16 protein-coding genes and 1 riboswitch are annotated in these 18,951 nt (G+C 66.8%); of the genes, 2 read left to right on the top strand and 14 right to left on the bottom strand.

Features of this window, described 5'->3' with window-relative positions; genetic code table 11:
• The 13 genes from L6D89_RS17870 to L6D89_RS17810 form a co-directional block, all read right to left on the bottom strand.
• Positions 1–747, bottom strand: coding sequence for a murein L,D-transpeptidase catalytic domain family protein (locus tag L6D89_RS17870; RefSeq protein ID WP_236200687.1), 747 nt, complete (start codon positions 745–747; stop codon positions 1–3).
• Positions 748–1,123: 376 nt separating this feature from the next.
• The gene (locus L6D89_RS17865; protein ID WP_236200686.1) at positions 1,124–2,176 is read right to left on the bottom strand and encodes a L,D-transpeptidase; all 1,053 of its coding nucleotides are present in this window, start codon (positions 2,174–2,176) and stop codon (positions 1,124–1,126) included.
• 393 nt (positions 2,177–2,569) lie between these two features.
• Positions 2,570–3,268, bottom strand: coding sequence for a pseudouridine synthase (locus L6D89_RS17860; RefSeq protein ID WP_236200685.1), 699 nt, complete (start codon positions 3,266–3,268; stop codon positions 2,570–2,572).
• Positions 3,268–3,483, bottom strand: coding sequence for a cysteine-rich CWC family protein (locus tag L6D89_RS17855; RefSeq protein ID WP_236200684.1), 216 nt, complete (start codon positions 3,481–3,483; stop codon positions 3,268–3,270). The genes L6D89_RS17860 and L6D89_RS17855 overlap by 1 nt, the downstream gene beginning before the upstream one ends.
• A 95-nt stretch (positions 3,484–3,578) precedes the next feature.
• Positions 3,579–4,415: a DUF4824 family protein gene (locus tag L6D89_RS17850; RefSeq protein ID WP_236200683.1), complete on the bottom strand. Its 837-nt coding sequence runs from the start codon at positions 4,413–4,415 to the stop codon at positions 3,579–3,581.
• Positions 4,412–5,485 carry a DUF2157 domain-containing protein gene (locus L6D89_RS17845; protein WP_236200682.1) on the bottom strand — a complete coding sequence of 358 codons (1,074 nt, stop codon included), beginning with the start codon at positions 5,483–5,485 and terminating at the stop codon, positions 4,412–4,414. Before L6D89_RS17845 ends, L6D89_RS17850 begins: the two co-directional genes overlap by 4 nt.
• 1,043 nt (positions 5,486–6,528) lie before the next feature.
• The gene (atzF, locus tag L6D89_RS17840; RefSeq protein ID WP_236200681.1) at positions 6,529–8,337 is read right to left on the bottom strand and encodes an allophanate hydrolase; all 1,809 of its coding nucleotides are present in this window, start codon (positions 8,335–8,337) and stop codon (positions 6,529–6,531) included.
• A 240-nt stretch (positions 8,338–8,577) separates the two neighbouring features.
• Positions 8,578–12,369: a 5-oxoprolinase/urea amidolyase family protein gene (locus tag L6D89_RS17835; RefSeq protein ID WP_236200680.1), complete on the bottom strand. Its 3,792-nt coding sequence runs from the start codon at positions 12,367–12,369 to the stop codon at positions 8,578–8,580.
• 300 nt (positions 12,370–12,669) lie between these two features.
• A complete protein-coding gene (locus L6D89_RS17830; RefSeq protein ID WP_236200679.1) occupies positions 12,670–13,305 on the bottom strand; it encodes an urea amidolyase associated protein UAAP2 in 636 nt (211 codons plus the stop codon).
• An 11-nt stretch (positions 13,306–13,316) separates the two neighbouring features.
• Positions 13,317–14,036, bottom strand: a complete 720-nt coding sequence (locus L6D89_RS17825) for an urea amidolyase associated protein UAAP1 (protein WP_236200678.1) — start codon at positions 14,034–14,036, stop codon at positions 13,317–13,319.
• 10 nt (positions 14,037–14,046) lie between these two features.
• The gene (locus tag L6D89_RS17820) at positions 14,047–14,853 is read right to left on the bottom strand and encodes an ABC transporter ATP-binding protein (RefSeq protein WP_236200677.1); all 807 of its coding nucleotides are present in this window, start codon (positions 14,851–14,853) and stop codon (positions 14,047–14,049) included.
• Positions 14,850–15,665 carry an ABC transporter permease gene (locus tag L6D89_RS17815; protein ID WP_236200676.1) on the bottom strand — a complete coding sequence of 272 codons (816 nt, stop codon included), beginning with the start codon at positions 15,663–15,665 and terminating at the stop codon, positions 14,850–14,852. Before L6D89_RS17815 ends, L6D89_RS17820 begins: the two co-directional genes overlap by 4 nt.
• 204 nt (positions 15,666–15,869) lie before the next feature.
• The gene (locus L6D89_RS17810; RefSeq protein ID WP_236200675.1) at positions 15,870–16,934 is read right to left on the bottom strand and encodes a putative urea ABC transporter substrate-binding protein; all 1,065 of its coding nucleotides are present in this window, start codon (positions 16,932–16,934) and stop codon (positions 15,870–15,872) included.
• Positions 16,935–16,991: 57 nt separating this feature from the next.
• Positions 16,992–17,090: riboswitch (guanidine-I (ykkC/yxkD leader) on the bottom strand.
• 266 nt (positions 17,091–17,356) lie between these two features.
• Here L6D89_RS17810 and L6D89_RS17805 point away from each other — a divergent pair.
• Positions 17,357–17,614 (top strand): DUF1145 domain-containing protein, encoded by a 258-nt coding sequence (locus L6D89_RS17805; protein WP_236200674.1) that lies wholly within the window; start codon positions 17,357–17,359, stop codon positions 17,612–17,614.
• A 123-nt stretch (positions 17,615–17,737) separates the two neighbouring features.
• A complete protein-coding gene (locus tag L6D89_RS17800; protein ID WP_156356647.1) occupies positions 17,738–17,905 on the top strand; it encodes a hypothetical protein in 168 nt (55 codons plus the stop codon).
• A gap of 68 nt (positions 17,906–17,973) precedes the next feature.
• Here the strand turns inward: L6D89_RS17800 and L6D89_RS17795 are convergent, their stop codons facing one another.
• Positions 17,974–18,882: a LysR family transcriptional regulator gene (locus L6D89_RS17795; RefSeq protein ID WP_236200673.1), complete on the bottom strand. Its 909-nt coding sequence runs from the start codon at positions 18,880–18,882 to the stop codon at positions 17,974–17,976.
• Positions 18,883–18,951 lie beyond the last annotated feature (69 nt).

Genomic DNA, 18,951 nt, shown 5'->3' with positions numbered 1-18,951 from the left:
TCAGCGCTTGGCGAGGTTGGTGGCGTAGCGGTTGATCTGCGGGTTCTTCGCCACGGTGCAACTTGGCCCGGCGAGGAACTGGGAGGTCCGCAGGTACTGCTGTTGCGGGTAGTAGGCAAAGACGTAGCTGCCGTTCTTCAGCGTGTCGATCAGCTGCTGCGCCACCTGCGGACGCACTGCCGGGCAGCCGAGGCTGCGGCCCAGGCGGCCAAGACCGGGGACGACCTTGGGATCGGCGTAGGCGGCGGCGTGCATGACGATGGCGCGCTCTTCGCTGTTGTCGTTGAAGCCCGGCTCCAGGCCCAGCAGGCGCAGGGAACGGCCGTGCTTGCCGCTGTAGGTCTGGCCGGTCTGGTAGAGACCGATGGAGGACTGGTTGCTCTCCGGGCGATTGGAGAAGGAGGTGGCCATGTCATCGCCACTCTTCTTGCCATGGGCGACCCACTCTTCGAAGAGCAGCTTGCGCTGCTTCAGGTCGAAGACCCAGAGGCGCTTGTCGCGGGACGGTTTGGAGTAGTCGATCACCGTCAGCAGTCGGTTCTGGCCGCCCAGCTGGGTGCTGGCGCACTGCAGCGCGCTGAGCGCCAGGCGCAGGGTTTCGGTGTTGGTCGCCGGCGCGAGGCGGTGCAATTCCTCTGCCGTGGGCAGGCGGGCGGCGGACGCGGTCTGCCAGCTGCCGATCGCGAAGAGCGCGGCACTGGCGAGCGAAATCCGGAAGAACCCCCGTAACTTCAAGAAAGTCAGCATGAATACAACATTCCCGTTGAATAGATATGGTTTTTTCTGGGAAACGCCGCATTGTGCGTGATTTTTGACCAGTGGTGTGGCTGTTTTTTAATCAAGTATGGTTCCACCCGTCGGTAATTACGAACTTTTCAGCACAATAAATCGCCACGAAGCTCCGATGTTCCGGGCATGAGGGCGAGTGGAACTCACCGCGGACAGGCGCCTGGACTCTTTGTGTTTCGAGATTCTTCGGCTGCTTGCACGGCCGGCTTGAGGCCGTCTGTCCGCAGGTGAGGACTGGCAGTGTGGCTGGAGTGGATGGTGGCGGGGGGAGGGAAACGATGAAGACCATGTAGGGATAATCCGGAGCAACGCGAAGCCGCTCCGGTTCTACCCGTTACTCGACACTCTGGTTCTTGACCGGTTTCTGTTCCGCCTTGCGGTCGTTGGTGGTGATCACGGTGAAGTCCGGGTTGCTGCGCGTGTCGCGGGTGGACGGCAGATCGGTGATCACCAGGGTGCTGCCCACATCCATGCTGGTCAGCAGGCTGCGCAGGAACTCACGGTCGAGGCTGAACTTGCCCAACTGCTCGGCGGGCGTCAGGCCGCGTTGCGGATCGCTGACCTGCACGCTGGTCCAGCGCAGGTTCGGGTTTTCGCTGTCGATCTCGCTTTGCGAGGGTTTCTCCATGAGGGAGAAGGCGGCGACGCCGGTCTTTTCCTCCGCGTGCTCGAAAGCTACCGGCGCAGTGCCGATCTGCAGGCCGCCACGGTAGACGTAGAGGCGGCGGTCGGCGCGGCTGACCAGTACCGAGACGGGGCCCTTTTCCGCACCGGGGTCGCTCCAGAACGGCACCACCATGCCGCTGTCGTCGTGCGGGCCGGCGGCGCGGCCGCCGCTGACGATGGGGGCGAGCAGGCCGGGGTGGTAGACCTCCACGGGTGAGCTCTTGGCGTCGGAGATGATCACGGTGGTGGAAGTGAAGCCGGTGACTTCGTAGAGCTTCTTGGCGAACGCCATGGGCAGGCGGATGCAGCCGTGGGAGGCCGGGTAGCCGGGCAGGTTGCCGGCGTGCAGGGCGATGCCGTCCCAGGTCAGGCGCTGCATGTAGGGCATCGGCGCGCTGTTGTAGAGGTCGGAATGGTACTCGACCTTCTTCTGCAGGATGGAAAACACACCGGTGGGAGTTTCCTTGCCCTTCTTGCCGGTACTCACGGTGGCCACACCGATGGCGATGCCGTTGCGGTACACGTAGGCGCGCTGCTCGGTGAGGCTGACCACCAGGGTCACCGGGCCCGCCGGGGAGATTTCCGGATACCAGAGGAACTGGCCGGGCTTGAGGGTCTTCAGCGCGGCCTGCAGGTCCGAGAGCGGCGAGGGCTTGCCCGGATTGGCAAAGGCGACGCTGGCGCTCAAGGCGATCAGCAGGGCAACCGACAGTTTCTTCATCACCTTTCCTTGGAACGCGGGCGTGGCAGGCAGCTTAGCCAAGCGGCGTGGGCGCCTGCAAACCGCCGGGCTGAATGGTTTGCGTAGGAGTTTTCGGAATGTTGCGCGGGGCACGAGATGTAGGAGCGGACTTTGTCCGCGATTGATTTCCGCTCGCTCCGAGCAGACCGGTGGGCCATCGCGGACGGAGTCCGCTCCTACGAGATACCTCTGCGCTTGGGCCATCCCTCACCCCAGCCCTCTCCCAAGGGGAGAGGGGACCGTTCGGTGCAGGATGAAACCTCAGTGTCAGCCGGCTCGGGCTGCCCCCTCTCCCTGAGGAGCGGGGCGCGCAGCCAGGGCTGGGGTGAGGGAGATACATTGGTACGGCCCCCCAGGAAAAGACAGCTGCTCCTACGCGTCCAGCTCGGCGATTTCCTGCGCAGTCAGCGCGCGGTATTCGCCGGGCTGCAGCGCCGGGTCGAGCAGGAGGCTGCCCATGCTCTCGCGGTGCAGGCGGGTCACCTTGTTCTGGAAGTGACCGAACATGCGCTTGACTTGGTGGTAGCGGCCTTCGTGCAGGGTCAGGCGCGCGGCACGAGTGCCGAGGATTTCCAGCTGGGCGGGCAGGGTGGTGAGGTCTTCGAAGGCAAAGTACAGGCCCTGCTCGAAGGTCTCGATGTAGCACGTCTCGATCGGGTCTTCGGTCTCGACGTAGTAGACCTTGGGCAGTTTGCGCCCGGGCAGGGTCATGCGCCGTGACCACTGGCCATCATTGGTGATCAGCAGCAGACCGGTGGTGTTGTAGTCCAGGCGGCCGCCGATGTGCAGCTCGTGTTTGTCCGGCTCGTCCAGCAGGTCGAGCACGGTGCGGTGCTCGGCGTCGCGGGTGGCGCTGACGCAGCCGGCGGGCTTGTGCAGCATGAAGTAGCGCGCCGGCTTGCCGGCCTGCAGCAGCTCGGCGTCCAGCTCCACGCGGGAGAACTCGCGCACTTCGTGGCGTCCATCGCGCACCACTTCGCCGTCCACGCGCAGGCGCCCTTCGGCGAGCAACTGGCGGGCCTGCTGGCGGTTCAGGTGGGGCAGGTTGGCGATGAAACGGTCCAGACGCATCAGGCGAGCTCGTCGTCCTTCAGCCCGGCGGCGCAGCGCGGGCACAGGCAGGCGCGGTCGATCAGCTCAGGCGGAATGCGCTCCAGCGCGTTGCGCTCGATGCTTGTGCTGAAGCACCAGCAGGGTTGGCCTTCCAGTGCCGGATCGGACTGGGTGCAACGATTGGACTGGCCGCAGAGCGGGCAAAGGCTGGGATCGGGAATGACGTCGTTCATGACCGGTCAGGCGGGAATTGGCGGTGATGCGGGCGTTCAGGGTGCAGCGCCGACCCGCATCGCGCAAGCGGATTCGGATCGGCGCGGCCGTTGGCTCAGGGCATGTCGACGCGCTGGATCCATGGTTCCAGGCGCTGGCCGAAGGCGACTTCGGCGACGAAGGGCTGGGCTCGACCATCTGCGGCCCGGTGAGGCTGCGCGGTGATCTGGTCCAGGCGTTCGCGCCACTGCCGCGGCACATTGAGGTTGTCGGTACCGACGGCGCTGGCCGTGCCGCCAAGTGTCCAGATGTGCTGGTAGTAGTTGGAGACGGGGCGCACCTGGCCGTGGACGATGAGATAGCGCTGGCGGTCGGGGTAGCGCGCCCGCAGCGTCGGCAGGTCCAGGCCGACGTCCTTGAGCAGCAGGCGCGTGTCGGTTTTCTCCTCGCTGTCCAGTTCGCGCCGAATGAAGTCGCGTTCGTCCGCCAGGCGTGCATTCTGTGGCGCGGCATCGGCGGCCAGGCGAGCCTCGTCGAGGCGTTTGCGGGTCAGTTGCACTTCGCGCTCGTACAACGGGCCGTTGAGCTCCAGTACCAGTAGCGCCTCGCGCGATTGCTGGCGGCCGAAGCGCCGGGCACTGTCGTCGTCCACCTGCTCGGGTATGGCGAAGCCGAGTTCGGCCATCTTCTGGCCATCGATGGCCGGCTGCCAGCCGCGATTATGCTGCCGCGCGGCTTCGTCCCGGCTGGGCGTACGCCAGCGCAGGCGCAGGCTCAGGCCGCTGTTTTCCTTGTACCAGTCGCTGTTGCGCAGCAGTTCGCGCTGGCTGAGCGACAGCACGCTGTCCGGCTCGCCGGAGCGGTTCCAGGCAACGCCGCCCAGGGCGACAGCGTTCACCAGCAGGATCAGGCCGACGCCGCTGGCCAGCGCATGAGTACGGGTCCAGTTCATGGGCGGGCTCCCAGCAGGCCGTGGGCGCGGCGCAGGCGCCGCAGCACCAGCAGGATCAGCACCGCGCACAGACCCAGCACGAGGAAGAACAGGTACTTGGGCATGACCTCCCACCACCAGTCGAAGAACTTGGTATAGAGGAAGATCACGAAGAAGGTCAGCCCGGTGTTCACCACTTCCGGCCATTCACGGCGCGCGCCCAGCCAGATCACCAGCGCCGACACAGCGAAGCCCAGGACCTGGTAGGCGCCCTCCACCGCGCGTGGGTGGAAGGGCAGGTAGCTGCTGCTGCCCCAGTTGGCCAGCACCAGCATCGGCAGGAACACCCCGAGCAGGCCGAATACCCGGTAGATCGTGGCGAATCCGTCGAAGCGATGCTGGGAGATGAACGACGGCACGAGGAAGATCAGCAGCGCCGCGGGGAAGAAGTTTTCCGGACGTTCGCCGACGTCCAGCCAGTACACGCCGCTCCAGGTACCGACTCGCGCGGCGACATAGCCCATCACGCAGATCAGCGCGGCGGCCAGCAGCAGCCGGGTGTTGCAGGTGTAGGCCAGCAGCAGGGCATACGCGGCCCAGGGCAGCAGGGCCTTGTCGGACGGCGTGATATTGAAGATCTGCCCGACCATCACGACGTTCAGCACGAAGCAGGCGAAGGCCAGCATGGCGCCGAGCCTGGCGAAGTAGCCGGAGGCGTCGCGGCGTTGCAGCGCGAGGGTCAGCAGCAGGCTGATCAGCGAGGCGCCGATGAGGATAGCGACCTGCACGCCTTCGCTGAACAGCCCCCAGAACTGGTAGAAGAGAAAGAACAGGCTGGCGGCCAGGGCCAGTGCGCCGAGGAAGGAGGCGATGCGCATGCCCAGGGACAGTCGGTGGTCCTGGCTGTCGCGGTCGATGTCGAAACGCGCGCGGTAATCGGCGAGCAGGCGTTGCTGGTGTTCGTGCAGGTGCTGCTGCTGGGCGTTGTCGAGAACCAGGGCGCCTTCGTCGTGCAGGCGCTGGAGTTCGCGGTCAAAGGCGAGGATGTCGTTGACGCGGTGCTGTGCCTGCTGGTGGCTGAGGTCGGACATGACCGGTCCTTGCGGCGGATGATGCTGGGACTCTAGCTGGTGGTGCGGCGGGGTTCCATGCTCCGACGCCGGTAACGCAAAGAGCGTGGCGTTCGCGACCTGCTATCCGTCCACATGCCGATGATGCAGCAGCATTGCAGGATGGGTGGAGCGCAGCGATACCCATGCTGGTGGTGCGTGGATTTGATGGGTATCGCTGCGCTCCACGCCATCCTACGAAAGCCCTCTGTGATCAGCTGCGGCTGGCCAGCTGCACACGTCAACCACTGAGCAGTTTCGTGTGAGCGGGTCATCGCGGACGGAGTTCGCTCCTGCGCCGGGATCGGTTTTCGCAGCATTGTAGGATGGGTGGAGCGCAGCGATACCCATGCTGGTGGTGCGTGGATTTGATGGGTATCGCTGCGCTCCACGCCATCCTACGAAAGCTTTCTGTGATCAACTGCGGCTGGCCAGCTGCCCCGTCAACCACTGACCATTTTTGTGTGAGCGGGTCATCGCGGACGGAGTCCGCTCCCGCGCAGTGATCGGTATTTCGCAGCATTGCAGGATGGGTGGAGCGCAGCGATACCCATGCTGGTGGTGCGTGGATTTGATGGGTATCGCTGCGCTCCACGCCATCCTACGAAAGCTTTCTGTGATCAGCTGCGGCTGGCCAGCCGCACACGTCAACCACTGAGCAGTTTCGTGTGAGCGGGTCATCGCGGACGGAGTCCGCTCCTGCGCCGGGATCGGTTTTCGCAGCGTTGTAGGATGGGTGGAGCGCAGCGATATCCATGCTGGCGGTGCGTGGATTTGATGGGTATCGCTGCGCTCCACCCATCCTACGAAAGCTTTCTGTGATCAGCTGCGGCTGGCCAGCGGCACACGTCAACCACTGAGCAGTTTCGTGTGAGCGGGTCATCGCGGACGGAGTCCGCTCCTGCGCCGGGATCGGTTTTCGCAGCATTGTAGGATGGGTGGAGCGCAGCGATACCCATGCTGGCGGTGCGTGGATTTGATGGGTATCGCTGCGCTCCACGCCATCCTACGAAAGCCCTCTGTGATCAGTTGCGGCTGACCAGCCACGCGCGCCAGCCGCCGAAGCGGCTGATGTCCTCGGCGCCGTCCAGGCCCCAGGCGTCGCAGATGAAGCCGGTCTCCCAGCTGCCATCCTCCAGTTGCACCTTGCCCAGCCCCAATGGCGCGGGAATGCCAGTGAGGAAGGAGCCCAGTTCGGCGCTGGGCAGCTCCCAGACTTCCACTTCGATGGCCGCGCCGCCCTCGGCCACGCGCAGCATGCCCGGGCGCAGCGGCGGGCCGCCGGCCAGGGCGTAGAGTTTGTAGGCGGGTGCGCTTTGGGTTGCGCGCAGCAGGCGCGCGCCGCGCTGGCGCAGTTGCCAGTTCAGCGCCAGGCCGTCCAGGTGGGCGCCACAGACCACCAGGCGCGCTCGGTCGTTGCGCGCGGCGTTGGCGGAGGACGCCGGCGCCAAGGCGTTGCCGCCGGTGAGCGGCAGGTTGTGCCGGCGCTGCAGCGCATCCGCCACGCCGAGCAGGTACTGATCAGTGAAGGCGCGGCCGAACAGGGTCACGCCCCAGGGCAGGCCGTTGTCCATGATCGCGCTGGGCACGGCGACGGCGGCGTAGTCCAGCAGGTTCATGAAGTTGGTGTAGTAGCCCAGGTCGGAATTGCGCTTCACCGGTTCGGCGTGCAGCTCGTCCAGCGTCACCGGGCGGCCGATGGTGGGGGTGAACACGCAGTCGAGGTCGGCGAGGATCGCGTCGCACTGCGCCTTGAGTTCCTGCAGGCGGTATTGCGCGCGGAACGCTTGCACGGCGGTTGCGCCGGGAGCCTTGGCCAGCACATCGCGAATCACCGGCAGCACGGCGAGCGGATCGCGCTCGATCAGTTCGCCGGCCACGCTGTAGCGCTCGGCCACCCAGGGGCCTTCGTAGAGCAGGCGCGCGGCTTCGAGGAAGGGTGCGAAGTCGATTTCCTGCGCCTCGCCACCGAGGGCCTTGAGCTGGTCGAGGGCATCGGTGAACAGCACCGGGCCTTCATGGCAGCCGAAGAATTCCAGTTGATCGGCACGGGGAACACCGAAGCGGAAAGGTTTGGGCGCACCGAAGGCGCTGGCGTTGTTCCACGTCGGGTTGGCGCGGCTGTAGCCGTCCTGTGGATCGAGCTTTGCAGTGAGAGCGAGCAGCTCGCTGGCCTCGGCGGCACTGGCGGTGAAGTAGGTGATGCAGTCCAGCGTGCGGCAGGCCGGCACCAGGCCGTGGTTGGACAGCAGCCCCTTGCTCGGTTTCAGCCCGACCAAACCGTTGAGCGCTGCCGGCACGCGACCGGAGCCGGCGGTGTCGGTGCCCAGGGCGAAGCTCGCCACGCCCAGCGCCACGGCCAGCGAGGAGCCGGCGCTGGAACCGCCCGACGGGTACTCGGGAAGCACACTGTTGCGGCATTCGCCATAGGGCGAGCGGGTGCCGTTGAGGCCGGTGGCGAACTGGTCGAGGTTGGTCTTGCCCAGCGGGATGGCGCCCAGATCGATCAGTTGCTGCACCAGCGTCGCGGAGGTTTCCGGCGTGTAGGCGAAGGCCGGGCAGGCGGCGGTGGTGGGGATGCCGGCGAGGTCGATATTGTCCTTGATGGCGAAGGGGATGCCGTAGAGCGGCAGGCTCTCCGGTGACTGGTCGTCCAGTGCGGCAAGGTAGGGCTCCAGTTCTTCCAGGCTGAGCAGGTGGATGAACAGGTGGTAATCCGGGTTCAGCGCGGCGGCCTTGTTGCGCAGCTGGGCGATGAGCTGGCGCGGCGTGGTGCGGCCTTCGCGGTAGGCGCTGCGCAGGGTGGTGAGGCGGAGATCGAAGGTAGTGGGCATGGTCGTGTTTCCTTGGGCCGATCAGTTCTCTGGCTGGGCTGCCCTCACCCCGGCCCTCTCCCGGAGGGAGAGGGGGAAGAGCAGCCCGGCGCGGTGTTGGTTGCGAACCATGGCTGGCCGGGTGGCGCGGACTGTGGTTCAGGTTGAATCCAGCGCTGAGGCCCACTCCGTACGGTCCCCTCTCCCGCTTGCGGGAGAGGGTTAGGGTGAGGGGCTCTGCGCAACGGCGGTTATGTCGGTTCAGGCTTCTTCCATCACTACCACCCGCTGCCCGGCGCGCACCGGCGAACCGGGCTGCACGCGGACCTCGCGCACTACGCCGTCGCGTGGGGCGGTGAGGGGGATTTCCATCTTCATGGATTCGAGGATCACCAGGATGTCGCCGGCCTTCACGCTGGCGCCGGCTTCCACCTGTACCTGCCAGAGGTTGCCGGCGATGTGGCTTTCGACGGCATGTTGGCCAGCGCCGAGCGGGGCGTCCTCGCCGGTGTCGATGGCGGCTTCCTCGCTGTCGAAGTGCGCCTGGCCGGAGGCGATCCAGCGCTGGCGCTCGGCGTCGAAGGCGGCGCGCTGGTGGCGGCGGAAGGCAGCGATGCTGTCGGCTTCCTCGGTGAGGAATTGCTGATAGTCGGCCAGGCGCAGTTCGCTTTCCTCGATGCGCAGCGGATAGCGGCCCAGCGGGAAGTCGCGGCGGATGCGCAGCAGTTCGTCCGCCGAGACCGGGTAGAAACGGATCTGATCGAAGAAGCGCAGCAGCCAGGGCTTGCCGTCGAATGCGGCGACTTCGCGGTAGCGGTTCCACATCTGCAGGGTGCGGCCGACGAACTGGTAGCCGCCGGGGCCTTCCATGCCGTAGACGCACATGTAGGCGCCGCCGATGCCCACGGAGTTTTCCGCGGTCCAGGTGCGCGCCGGGTTGTACTTGGTGGTCACCAGGCGGTGGCGCGGGTCCAGCGGTGTAGCCACCGGCGCGCCGAGGTAGACGTCACCCAGGCCCATCACCAGGTAGCTGGCTTCGAACACGGTGCGGTACACCGCCTCCAGGTCCGGCAGTTCGTTGATGCGGCGGATGAACTCCAGGTTGCTCGGGCACCAGGGCGCGTCCTTGCGCACGGTGGTCATGTATTTCTCGATGGCCAGTTGGCAGGCCGGGTCGTCCCAGGACAGCGGCAGGTGGACGATGCGCGACGGCACCTTGAGGTCCTGCGCGGCGCACACGGCGTCCCAGAGTCCGGCGACGGTTGCCAGCAAGGTTTCCAGCGACAGGGTTTCCGGCTGGTAGTGCACCTGCAGCGAACGGATGCCGGGAGTGAGGTCGATCACGCCGTCGAGGTTCTTGGCCTCCAGCGCCTGCATCAGGGCGTGGCCGCGGAAGCGCAGGACGAGGTCCAGCTCGGGCTGGCCGATTTCCAGCAGCAGGTGGGTGTCGCCGGAGAGGCGTGCTACCAGGCGGGTGTCGTCCTGGCCGAGGTCGAGGACGATGGGGGAGGTGAGCACGGTGCTCGGGCTGCCCTCACCCCCCGCCCTCTCCTGGAGGGAGAGGGAGCCGTCTGTGCCATCGGAGAACTCTGTGCCCGCCGGCAATGCCGAACGGCCCCCTCTCCCCACGGGAGAGGGCTGGGGTGAGGGGAAATCGGCTGCGCCGATGCTGGGCGTTGCCTGTGTAGGAGCGAGCTTGCTCGCGAACCCGCCCAACTCCAGAACTTCCGGCATAAAGCGTTCGCGAGCAAGCTCGCTCCTACAGAACTGCGCCAATCTGCGGGCGGTGGCGATATCCACCGGCACGAAGCGAATCTTGTCCCCCGCCTTGAGCTGGCCGAGCTGCCAGAGGTCGGCCTCGATCACCGTCACCGGGCAGACGAAGCCGCCCAGGCTCGGGCCGTCCGGGCCGAGGATCACCGGCATGTCGCCGGTGAAGTCCACCGCGCCGATGGCGTAGGGGTTGTCGTGGATGTTGGACGGGTGCAGGCCGGCCTCGCCGCCGCTCTCGCGCACCCATTCCGGCTTCGGCCCGATCAGGCGTACGCCGGTGCGGCTGGAGTTGAAGTGCACTTCCCAGTCGGTGGTGAAGAAGGTCTCGATGTAGGCCGGGGTGAAGTATTCCGGTGCGCCGTGGGGGCCGTAGATCACGCGGATGCTGCGTACGGCGGGGAGGTCGGTGCGCAGCTCCACTGGCAGGCTCTCACCGTGACTTCCGTCTTCCAGCTCGGCGATGTGCAGCACGTCGCCGGCGCGCAGGGCGCGACCGCCGTGGCCGCCGAACTGGCCGAGGGTGAAGGTGCTCTTGCTGCCCAGGTAGTCCGGCACGTTCACGCCGCCACGCAGGCACAGGTAGCTGCGCGCGCCAGCGCCGCCGACAGTGCCGAGGCTGAGCGTGGACCCGGCGGCTACGAACAGCGACGTGTCCATCGGCTGCTCGACGCCATCCAGGTGGATCGGCAGCGGGGCGCCGGTGACGCTTACCACCGCGTCGGTGTTGAAGCGCAGGGTCGGGCCGCTCATGGTGATTTCCAGCGCGGCGGCGCCTTCGGGGTTACCCAGCAGGGTATTGCCCAGGCGCAGCGCGCGATCATCCATCGGCCCCGATGGCGGTACGCCCACGGCCCAGTAGCCGAGGCGGCCGGGGTAATCCTGCACGCTGGTCTGGGTGCCGGCGCTGAGCACTTCGAGTGTCTGGGCGCGGTACTGCAGGCCTTCCAGGCAGCGCGTCCAGGGCGAGCCGCTGGCGAAGGGCGCGTCTTTGATGATCTGCCGCAGGTAGTCGCGGTTGCATTCCACGCCGTACAGCAGGCTGTCGGCCAGCGCGCGGTCGAGGCCGGCGCTGGCCTGCTCGCGGGTCGGCGCCCAGGCGATGAGCTTGGCGATCATCGGGTCGAACCAGGGCGGAATCTCGCAGCCGGCCTCGACCCAGGTGTCGATGCGCAGCGCCTTGCCGTCGGCCGGTGGGAACTGCACGGCAGTGAGCAGACCGGGACAGGGTTGGAAGTCGCGGCCCGGATCCTCCGCGTAAAGACGCGCCTGGATCGCGTGGCCGCTGGGTTTCAGCCCGGCGATGAGGTCGGCCAGCGGCGGCAGGTCGCCGGCGGCCAACTCGATCATCCAGCGCACCAGGTCAACCCCCCAGACCTGTTCGGTGACGCCGTGCTCGACTTGCAGGCGGGTGTTCACTTCGAGGAAGTAGAAGCGCTGCGCCTCGCTGTCGTAGACGAACTCCACGGTGCCGGCGCTGCGGTAGCTGACGGCCTTGGCCAGTTGGACCGCCGCCGCGCAGAGAGCGTCGGCCATGCCAGAGGGCAGGTTGGGTGCAGGGGTTTCCTCCAGCACCTTCTGGTTGCGCCGCTGCACCGAGCAGTCGCGCACGCCGAGGGCGATCACCTCGCCCTGGCCATCGCCGAATACCTGCACTTCGAGGTGGCGGGCGCGCTGGATGTACTTCTCGATGAACACGCCCGAGTCGCTGAAGTTGTTCTGCCCCAGGCGCTTCACCGCGTCGAAGGCGTCGCGCAGTTCGTCCGCCGAGCGACACACGCGCATGCCGATGCCGCCACCGCCGGCGGTGCTTTTCAGCATCACCGGGTAGCCGACTTCTTCACCGGCGAGCAACGCGGCTTCGAGGTCGGGCAGCAGGTCGGTGCCTTCGAGCATCGGTACGCCTTGTTCGCGGGCCAGCGCACGGGCGGTGTGCTTGAGGCCGAACACACGCAGTTGCTCCGGCGTCGGGCCGACGAAGGCGATGCCGGCGGCTTCGCAGGCTTCGGCGAAGGCGGCGTTTTCCGAGAGGAAGCCGTAGCCGGGATGGATCGCCTGGGCGCCGCTGTCGCGGGCCGCGGCGAGGATTTTCTCCACGACCAGATAAGTGCTGGAGGCCGGGCCTTCGCCGAGGCTGATGGCCTGGGCGGCCTGCTGCAGGTGCAGGCTGGCGGCATCGGCTTCGGAGTACACGGCGACGCCGCCCACGTTCAGGTCATTGAGCGTGCGCAGGATGCGGCAGGCGATGGCGCCGCGGTTGGCGATCAGGAGCTTGTCGAACATGAGGGCGTCCCCATGGGGTGGCGGGCCGTCCCGCCATGATTCGGTGTGCACTACGGTCGTCCGGAGTGCCGAAGCGCTTTTCGTCGGATCGAGGGGGGCGCCTAGCCCTTGCTCGCGAACCCGCTTAGCGCCGGTGTGTCAGGGGAGCTTGTTCGCGAGCAATAACGATGGCGTCCCCCTCGCTCCTACAGGTTTCGTCCGCGCGCAGCGCGGGGCTGCATTGGCCACTCCGGCTCTGGCTCAGGACGTACAGCCAGCGCCGTAGCGCCTGCAGCCCGACGCCTGCCGCCTGCAGCCGCTTCAGTCCCATACCAGCAACTCCGCCGGCGTCGGGTTCCAGCCGTTGCAGGGGTTGTTGAGCTGCGGGCAATTGGAGATCAGGACGATCACGTCCATGTGCGCGAGCAGCTCGACGTACTTGCCGGCAGCGGAGATGCCGTCCTCGAAGGTCAGGCCGCCCTCGGCGGTGACCGGCACGTTCATGAAGAAGTTGATGTTGTGGCTGATGTCGGCCTTGCCCAGGCGGCCGTCGTGCAGGCTGGCGCGCAGGAAGTTGTCGCGGCAGCTGTGCATGTAGCGCTTGTCCAGGGCGTAGCGCACGGTGTTGCTCTCCTGGGCGCAGGCGCCGCCGAGGGTGTCGTGGCGGCCGCAGGTGTCGGCGACGATGCTCAGCATCGGGTTGCCGAGGTTGGAATACAGCACGCTGCCGGCGCTGAGGTAGACCTGCCCCTGCTTGCGCAGGGTGCGCTGTACGTCGTAGCGCTCGCGCGGGTTGGCGGCGCTGAAGAACAGCGTGTCCACCGCCTGGTTGCCTTCCAGGTCGAGGATGCGCAGGGTCTGCCCGGCCTTGAGTTCGGTGAGGCTGGGTTCGCCGGCCGGGATCAGGGTGCGCGAGACGCAGGCTTCGGGGTGTTTGTCGCTGGGAACGATGGGCATGCTCGCGCTCCTTACAGGTACTGGCGTTCGGTGTTGTGGAAGCCGCGGCCGTTCTCCGCGCGGGACGTGCGGCAAAGCACGCTGATGCCGTCGGCGGCGACCTGCTGCCAGGTCAGGCCGATGGGCTTGGGCGCGTACTGCGGGTTCGGGTCCATGGGGTGTTGCAGGGCGGTGAGCACGACGAGGGTGTCCATCGGCGCGTAGAGCTCGACGTAGTCGCCGGCTTTCGAGTTGCCCGGCGCGAAGCGGAAGCAGCCATCGGCATCGACGTCCACGCGGCTGAACAGGTTCAGGCACATCAGCAGGTCCTGCAGGCGCATGTCCCACTTGCCCATTTCCACCAGCAGGTTGTCCACGCCGTTGCGGTAGAAGCCGTTGCGCAATTCCTGGTAGCGGCCCTCGCCGTACTTCTCCTGCACTTCGGCGGCGTTCAGCACGCCGCCGAAGCTGTCGTGCCAGCCGCAGCTGTCGGCGCTGATGGCGGCCAGCACGCGGCCCATGTCCGAGTACAGGCAGTGGCCGGCGGTGAGCTTGGCGGTGTGCTGGCATTTGAGGCTGTCCGGCAGGTTCAGCCGCTCGCTTTTCTCGACGGCGTTGAACAGCAGCAGGCTGACGTTGCCGCCGCCTTCGATGTCGGTCAGGCGCAGCAGCTGGCCGCGCTTGAGGACGAAGGAGGTGTGGCCGCCGCCGGGGACGGTTTCTTCGTAGAGGGTGGTGCGCAATTCGTTCATGGCGGGCTCCTTAGTAGGCCGGCGTGATCAGCGGGGCGGCGGCCGTTTCCAGGCGCGCGGCAAGCGGTTCGGGCAGGGCGGCGCGGGCGGCCTTGCGGTCGGCGTTGAGCGGAATGTCGTAGGTGATGCGCGCGCCGTAGGCGCTGGGTGCCTGCGGGTCATGGCGGACCTTGTCGAAGACCAGCAGGCGGGTGCCCAGGCTGAAGCCCTCGGCGAGGTCGTGGGTGACCATGAACACGGTGAGCCGGGTTTCCTGCCACAGCTCCAGCAGCAGGGCGTGCATGTCCTTGCGGATGCCGGGGTCGAGCGCGCCGAAGGGTTCGTCGAGCAGCAACACGCGCGGCTTCATCACCAGTGCCTGGGCGATGGCCAGGCGTTGCTGCATGCCGCCGGACAGGGCGCTCGGATACTGCTTCAGCGCGTGACCGAGGCCGACGCGTTCGAGCAGGGCAGCAGCCTGCTCGCGGGCCTCGCGCTTGGCGTTGCCCAGCAGCCGGCCGAACAGCGGCGAGCGCGGCAGTTCCAGGCCGAGGGCGACGTTGTCGAGCACGGACAGGTGCGGGAACACCGAGTAGCGCTGGAACACCACGCCACGGCTCGGGTCCGGCTCACCCGGCAGCGGCTGGCCTTCGAGCAGCAGCTCGCCACGGCTGGGGCGCTCCTGGCCGAGCAGCAGGCGTAGGAAGGTGGACTTGCCGCAGCCGGAGGCGCCGACCAGGGTGCAGAACTCGCCTTCCTTTACGTCGAGATTTAGGCGTTCGAGCACCACGTTGCCGTCGTACTGCTGCCAGACATTGCGGACCGAAATGAAGCTCATGCCTTGCCTCCTTCGTACCAGGGGAAGGCACGCCGGGTGAGCAGGCGCAGGCCGTAGTCCATCAGCCAGGCCAGGGCGGTGATCCACACCACGTAGGGCAGGATCACGTCCATGGCCAGATAGCGGCGCACGAGGAAGATGCGGTAGCCCAGGCCGTCGGTGGAGGCGATGGCTTCGGCGGCGATGAGGAACAGCCAGGCCGAGCCGAGCATCAGGCGCAGGGAAATGAGCAGGCGCGGCATCAATTGCGGCAGCACCACGCGCAGGATCAGCGTCCAGGTGCTGGCGCCCAGGGTCTGCGCCTTGATCAGCAGTTCGCGGGGGATTTCGCGGGCGCGCTGTTCGATGTCGCGGGCGATGCAGGGGGCGACGCCGATGACGATCAGCACCACCTTGGACAGCTCGCCGAGGCCGAAGACGATGAACAGCACCGGCAGGATCGCCAGCGGCGGGATCATCGACAGCACGGTGAGCAGCGGCGACAGCGGCGCGCCGAACAGCGGCACGCTGCCGGCGGCGATGCCCAGCACCAGGCCGAGCAGGGCGGCGATGGAGAGGCCCATGCCGAGGCGCTGCAGGCTGGCGCCGGTGTCCTGCCAGAACAGCACTTCGCCGGTGCGCTTGTCTTCGCTGAAAGCCAGGCGGTTCACCGCGTCGGCCATCTGCGCGGCGCTGGGCAGCAGCTTGTCGTTGGGGTTCTCCGCCAGGCGCGAGGTGGAGCCCGCGAAGTAGGCGAACAGCAGCAGGGCGAAGGGCAGCAGCACCAGGAACAGGCGGCCGCTGCGGTCGGGGGTTCGGTTGATCAGGCGCATGCTTCGTACCTGTTTATTGCGGGCCTTAAGGGCCGGTAACTTCGTCGCGTGACTTTGTACCGATGCTTCCCCCTCACCCCTGCCCTCTCCCTCAGGGAGAGGGGGCTGCCCGTGCCGACTGAGGCCAGGGTTTCAACCTGCACCGAACGGTTCCCTCTCCCTCTGGGAGAGGGTTAGGGTGAGGGGCTCTTGCAGGCTCCGGCGTCAGAGCATCCCTTCCGCCGCCATCTGCACGTAGCTCGGATCGAAGCGCAGCTTGAGGTTCTTCGCGTCGCCGGTGGACAGCCCGCCCGCGAAGCTCATGCCCACCGCGTCGGCGCTTTTCGCGCCTTCGCCGAGCAGGCCGTGGGCGAAGGAGAAGGCCGCCACTTTGTCCATGGTCGCCGGCAGTTTCGGGCTGGTGGCGAAGGCCAGCGCCTCCTGCGGCGTGGCGAACAATTTGGTGGTGGCGAGCTGGCCCTGGTAGCCGGCGAGGTCGGTGCCCGAGGCCTTGGCCATGTGCTCCAGTGCGGCGCGGGTTTCGGCGCTGTCGCCCTGCATCAGCGCCACGGTCTCGAACCAGGCGCCGGTCAGCGCCTTGCCCAGTGCCGGGTTGTCCTTTAGGACCGCGCTGTTGACCACCATCATGTCCATGATCTCGCCGGGGATCTGGCTGGAGTTGAACACCTCGGTGGTGCCCGGCTTGGCGCGGGCCTCGGCGAGCATCGGGTTCCAGGTGGTCACGGCCTGCACGTCGTCGGTGTTGAAGGCGGCGGCGATGTCGGCGTCGGAGGTGTTCACCGTCTTCACGTCCTTCTCGGTGAGGCGGGCGTTTTCCAGCGCGCGGGCGAGCAGGTAGTGGGAGACGGAAAGCTCCACCAGGTTGACGTTCATGCCCTTGAGGTCGGCCAGGGTCTTGCCGTCGCCCTTGAGGACAATGCCGTCGTTGCCGTTGGAGAAGTCGCTGACGATCAGCGCGGTGGAGTCGACGCCGCCGGCGGCGGGAATGGTCAGGGCGTCCATGTTGGTCATGGTGCAGCCGTCGAACTGGCCGGCGGTGTACTGGTTGATCGACTCGATGTAGTCGTTGAGCTGGGTGACCTTGATCTCGATGCCGTACTTCTTCGCCCACTTGTCGACGATGCCGTGGCTGGCCGCGTATTCCCAGGGCATCCAGCCGGCGTAGATGGTCCAGCAGAGGTTGAAGCTGTTTTTCGCCGCGGCGGAGGCCGAGACGCTGAAGGCGGCGAGGCCGGCGGCGAACAGGGCGGTCAGAAGGGGCTTGCGCATGGAGCTTCTCCAGTCGATTGTCGGGCAGGCAGGAGTCGGGCGGCACGTGTCGCTCTCGTCTCCCGGGCTTTTGTCCCGCCGTGTAACCTCGCTGGAGGTCGATGACTCTCGGACCAGTCACTCGCCGTGCGAGCCGGAACCCTAGTCATCCATTGTCAGATTGTGGTGCCGCTGTCCGCTTGGTTCGGATCGTTCCTGCACAGCCGAGACAAAGCGAGCGGCGTGCCAAGTTGGCGAAAGTGCCGGTGCAGAAGGGCTGCGGCAGAATGCGGGGGGCTTTTCGCTGCACGCGAGTGCGTTTGCCCGCCCTCAAATGAAGCGCGGCGCCGCATCCTGGTGCGCGGGCCAGTCGAAAGGCAGGAGCGGGCGCGGCTTGCCGGGCGGCAGACTGCAGCAACCTTCACCTCGAGGAATCTATCGCCATGTCCGAGTTGCTGAGTTTCGCCAAGGGCGCGCTGACCATGTTCTGGGTCGCCGCCGTGCTCAACCTGATCTACCCCTTCGGCGAGCTGCACCGGCCGCTGCTGTGGCTCTCGGTGATCCTGCTGGTGGTGCATGTCGGCGAGGTGCTGTTGCTCGCGCGCCGGCGTTCGGTCACCGAGAAGGTGCAGGTGCTGCTGTTTGGCGTGTTGCATCTGCAAAGCCGCAAGGTTCGCCGTCTGGAAACTGTAAACGGCTGATTTACCCAAGCTTTACCTTTCGGCGCGGCACCGTGTTCTGAGCGAAATGTCTGATCTTGCGAGACCGGAAGAATGTACGCCCCGCATCCCGGCGGGGCGGCCGGCTCGCTTGATGGAGGCGCCATGCGTCGTTTCTTCGCTGCTGTATTGATGATCCTTCCGTTGACCGGTTGCGTGGTCTACGAGCATGACCACGATCGTGGAGGCTGGCGCGATCGCCCGCACTACTATCGCCCCGCGCCGCCACCGCCGGCCTACTACGGTGGCCCCTACCAGGGCTGGCACCGGTGAGTTGCCGGTTCGATCGGAGCGTGGGGCCGATGGCTATCACCGCGCTCCACTCCCTCCTGCGGAAGCACTCATGACGCGGCATTGAATGCCGCGTCTTCCTCCAGCAACAACTCGACGAATTGGCTGGCCGCCGGCGACAGGCTGCGGCCGGCGTGCCGCACCAGCGCATAGGCGGAGCCGCGCCCGGCCACTTCGCCATTGGGCCAGGGCAGCACGGCGAGGCTGCCGGCTCGCACATCGGCGGCCACCACATCCCAGGTTGCCAGGCAGAGCACGTCGCTGCCCTTCACCAGCTCCTTGAGCATCAGCACGTCATCGCATTGCACGCTCAAGGGTTGTGCGCGGCCGAGGATGCGCGAAAGGCCCTCGTGGGCGTCACGCGGCAGCCGCGGCCCGGCCAGCGGATAGCTCAGCACGCTGTCGAGCGAAGGCTGGCCGGCCATCAGCGGGTGCTCGGGCCGGCAGAACAGCACGCCGCGATGCACCCGTAGCGGCAGGATATCGAGGCGGCTGTCGCCCTCGAGTTCGCGGTAATCGGCGACGAACAGTTCGAGTTCGTCGTCCAGCAGGCGCTGCTGCAATTCGCCCCAGTTTTCGATGGAGAGCAGGATCGATACCTTCGGGTGCGCGCTGCTGTAGCGCGCCAATACCTGTGGCAACAGTCGCGCGCCGGGGAAGGGACCGGCGCCCAGGCGCAGCTCGCCGGTTTCCAGGTCCGCCAGTTGCAGCACCGCATTGCGCAGCGCGCGGTCGCCTGCCAGCAGGCGGCGGGCGTGTTCCAGCACCAGCCGGCCGTGGGCGGTGAGGGTGACGCCGCGCGGGTTGCGGTCCACCAACTGGCAGCTCAACTGGCCTTCCAGCGCCTGGATACTGCGTGACAGGGCGGGTTGGCTAAGATTCACCGCATCGGCGGCACGGGCGAAGTGGCCGTGCTCGGCGAGGGCGACGAAGTGGCGTAGCTGGCGAAGATCGCTCATGCGCTTCCTGCATTGATTGTGAAATTGGAATGCATTGGAATTATTAGCGCGACGGCCGGCATAGTGCGA

Source organism: Pseudomonas pseudonitroreducens (assembly GCF_021603645.1).
Taxonomy (GTDB): domain Bacteria; phylum Pseudomonadota; class Gammaproteobacteria; order Pseudomonadales; family Pseudomonadaceae; genus Pseudomonas; species Pseudomonas pseudonitroreducens.
Note: the sequence above shows the minus strand (reverse complement) of the source record. Positions and strands in the feature narration are given on the sequence as shown.

Coding starts and splice junctions, on each gene's coding strand:
- L6D89_RS17800 (WP_156356647.1), top strand. CDS start 17,738: ATGCGTCGTTTCTTCGCTGCTGTATTGATGATCCTTCCGTTGACCGGT.
- L6D89_RS17830 (WP_236200679.1), bottom strand. CDS start 13,305: ATGCCCATCGTTCCCAGCGACAAACACCCCGAAGCCTGCGTCTCGCGC.
- L6D89_RS17855 (WP_236200684.1), bottom strand. CDS start 3,483: ATGAACGACGTCATTCCCGATCCCAGCCTTTGCCCGCTCTGCGGCCAG.
- L6D89_RS17825 (WP_236200678.1), bottom strand. CDS start 14,036: ATGAACGAATTGCGCACCACCCTCTACGAAGAAACCGTCCCCGGCGGC.
- L6D89_RS17815 (WP_236200676.1), bottom strand. CDS start 15,665: ATGCGCCTGATCAACCGAACCCCCGACCGCAGCGGCCGCCTGTTCCTG.
- L6D89_RS17805 (WP_236200674.1), top strand. CDS start 17,357: ATGTCCGAGTTGCTGAGTTTCGCCAAGGGCGCGCTGACCATGTTCTGG.
- L6D89_RS17845 (WP_236200682.1), bottom strand. CDS start 5,485: ATGTCCGACCTCAGCCACCAGCAGGCACAGCACCGCGTCAACGACATC.
- L6D89_RS17820 (WP_236200677.1), bottom strand. CDS start 14,853: ATGAGCTTCATTTCGGTCCGCAATGTCTGGCAGCAGTACGACGGCAAC.
- L6D89_RS17850 (WP_236200683.1), bottom strand. CDS start 4,415: ATGAACTGGACCCGTACTCATGCGCTGGCCAGCGGCGTCGGCCTGATC.
- atzF (WP_236200681.1), bottom strand. CDS start 8,337: ATGCCCACTACCTTCGATCTCCGCCTCACCACCCTGCGCAGCGCCTAC.
- L6D89_RS17860 (WP_236200685.1), bottom strand. CDS start 3,268: ATGCGTCTGGACCGTTTCATCGCCAACCTGCCCCACCTGAACCGCCAG.
- L6D89_RS17835 (WP_236200680.1), bottom strand. CDS start 12,369: ATGTTCGACAAGCTCCTGATCGCCAACCGCGGCGCCATCGCCTGCCGC.
- L6D89_RS17870 (WP_236200687.1), bottom strand. CDS start 747: ATGCTGACTTTCTTGAAGTTACGGGGGTTCTTCCGGATTTCGCTCGCC.
- L6D89_RS17810 (WP_236200675.1), bottom strand. CDS start 16,934: ATGCGCAAGCCCCTTCTGACCGCCCTGTTCGCCGCCGGCCTCGCCGCC.
- L6D89_RS17865 (WP_236200686.1), bottom strand. CDS start 2,176: ATGAAGAAACTGTCGGTTGCCCTGCTGATCGCCTTGAGCGCCAGCGTC.
- L6D89_RS17795 (WP_236200673.1), bottom strand. CDS start 18,882: ATGAGCGATCTTCGCCAGCTACGCCACTTCGTCGCCCTCGCCGAGCAC.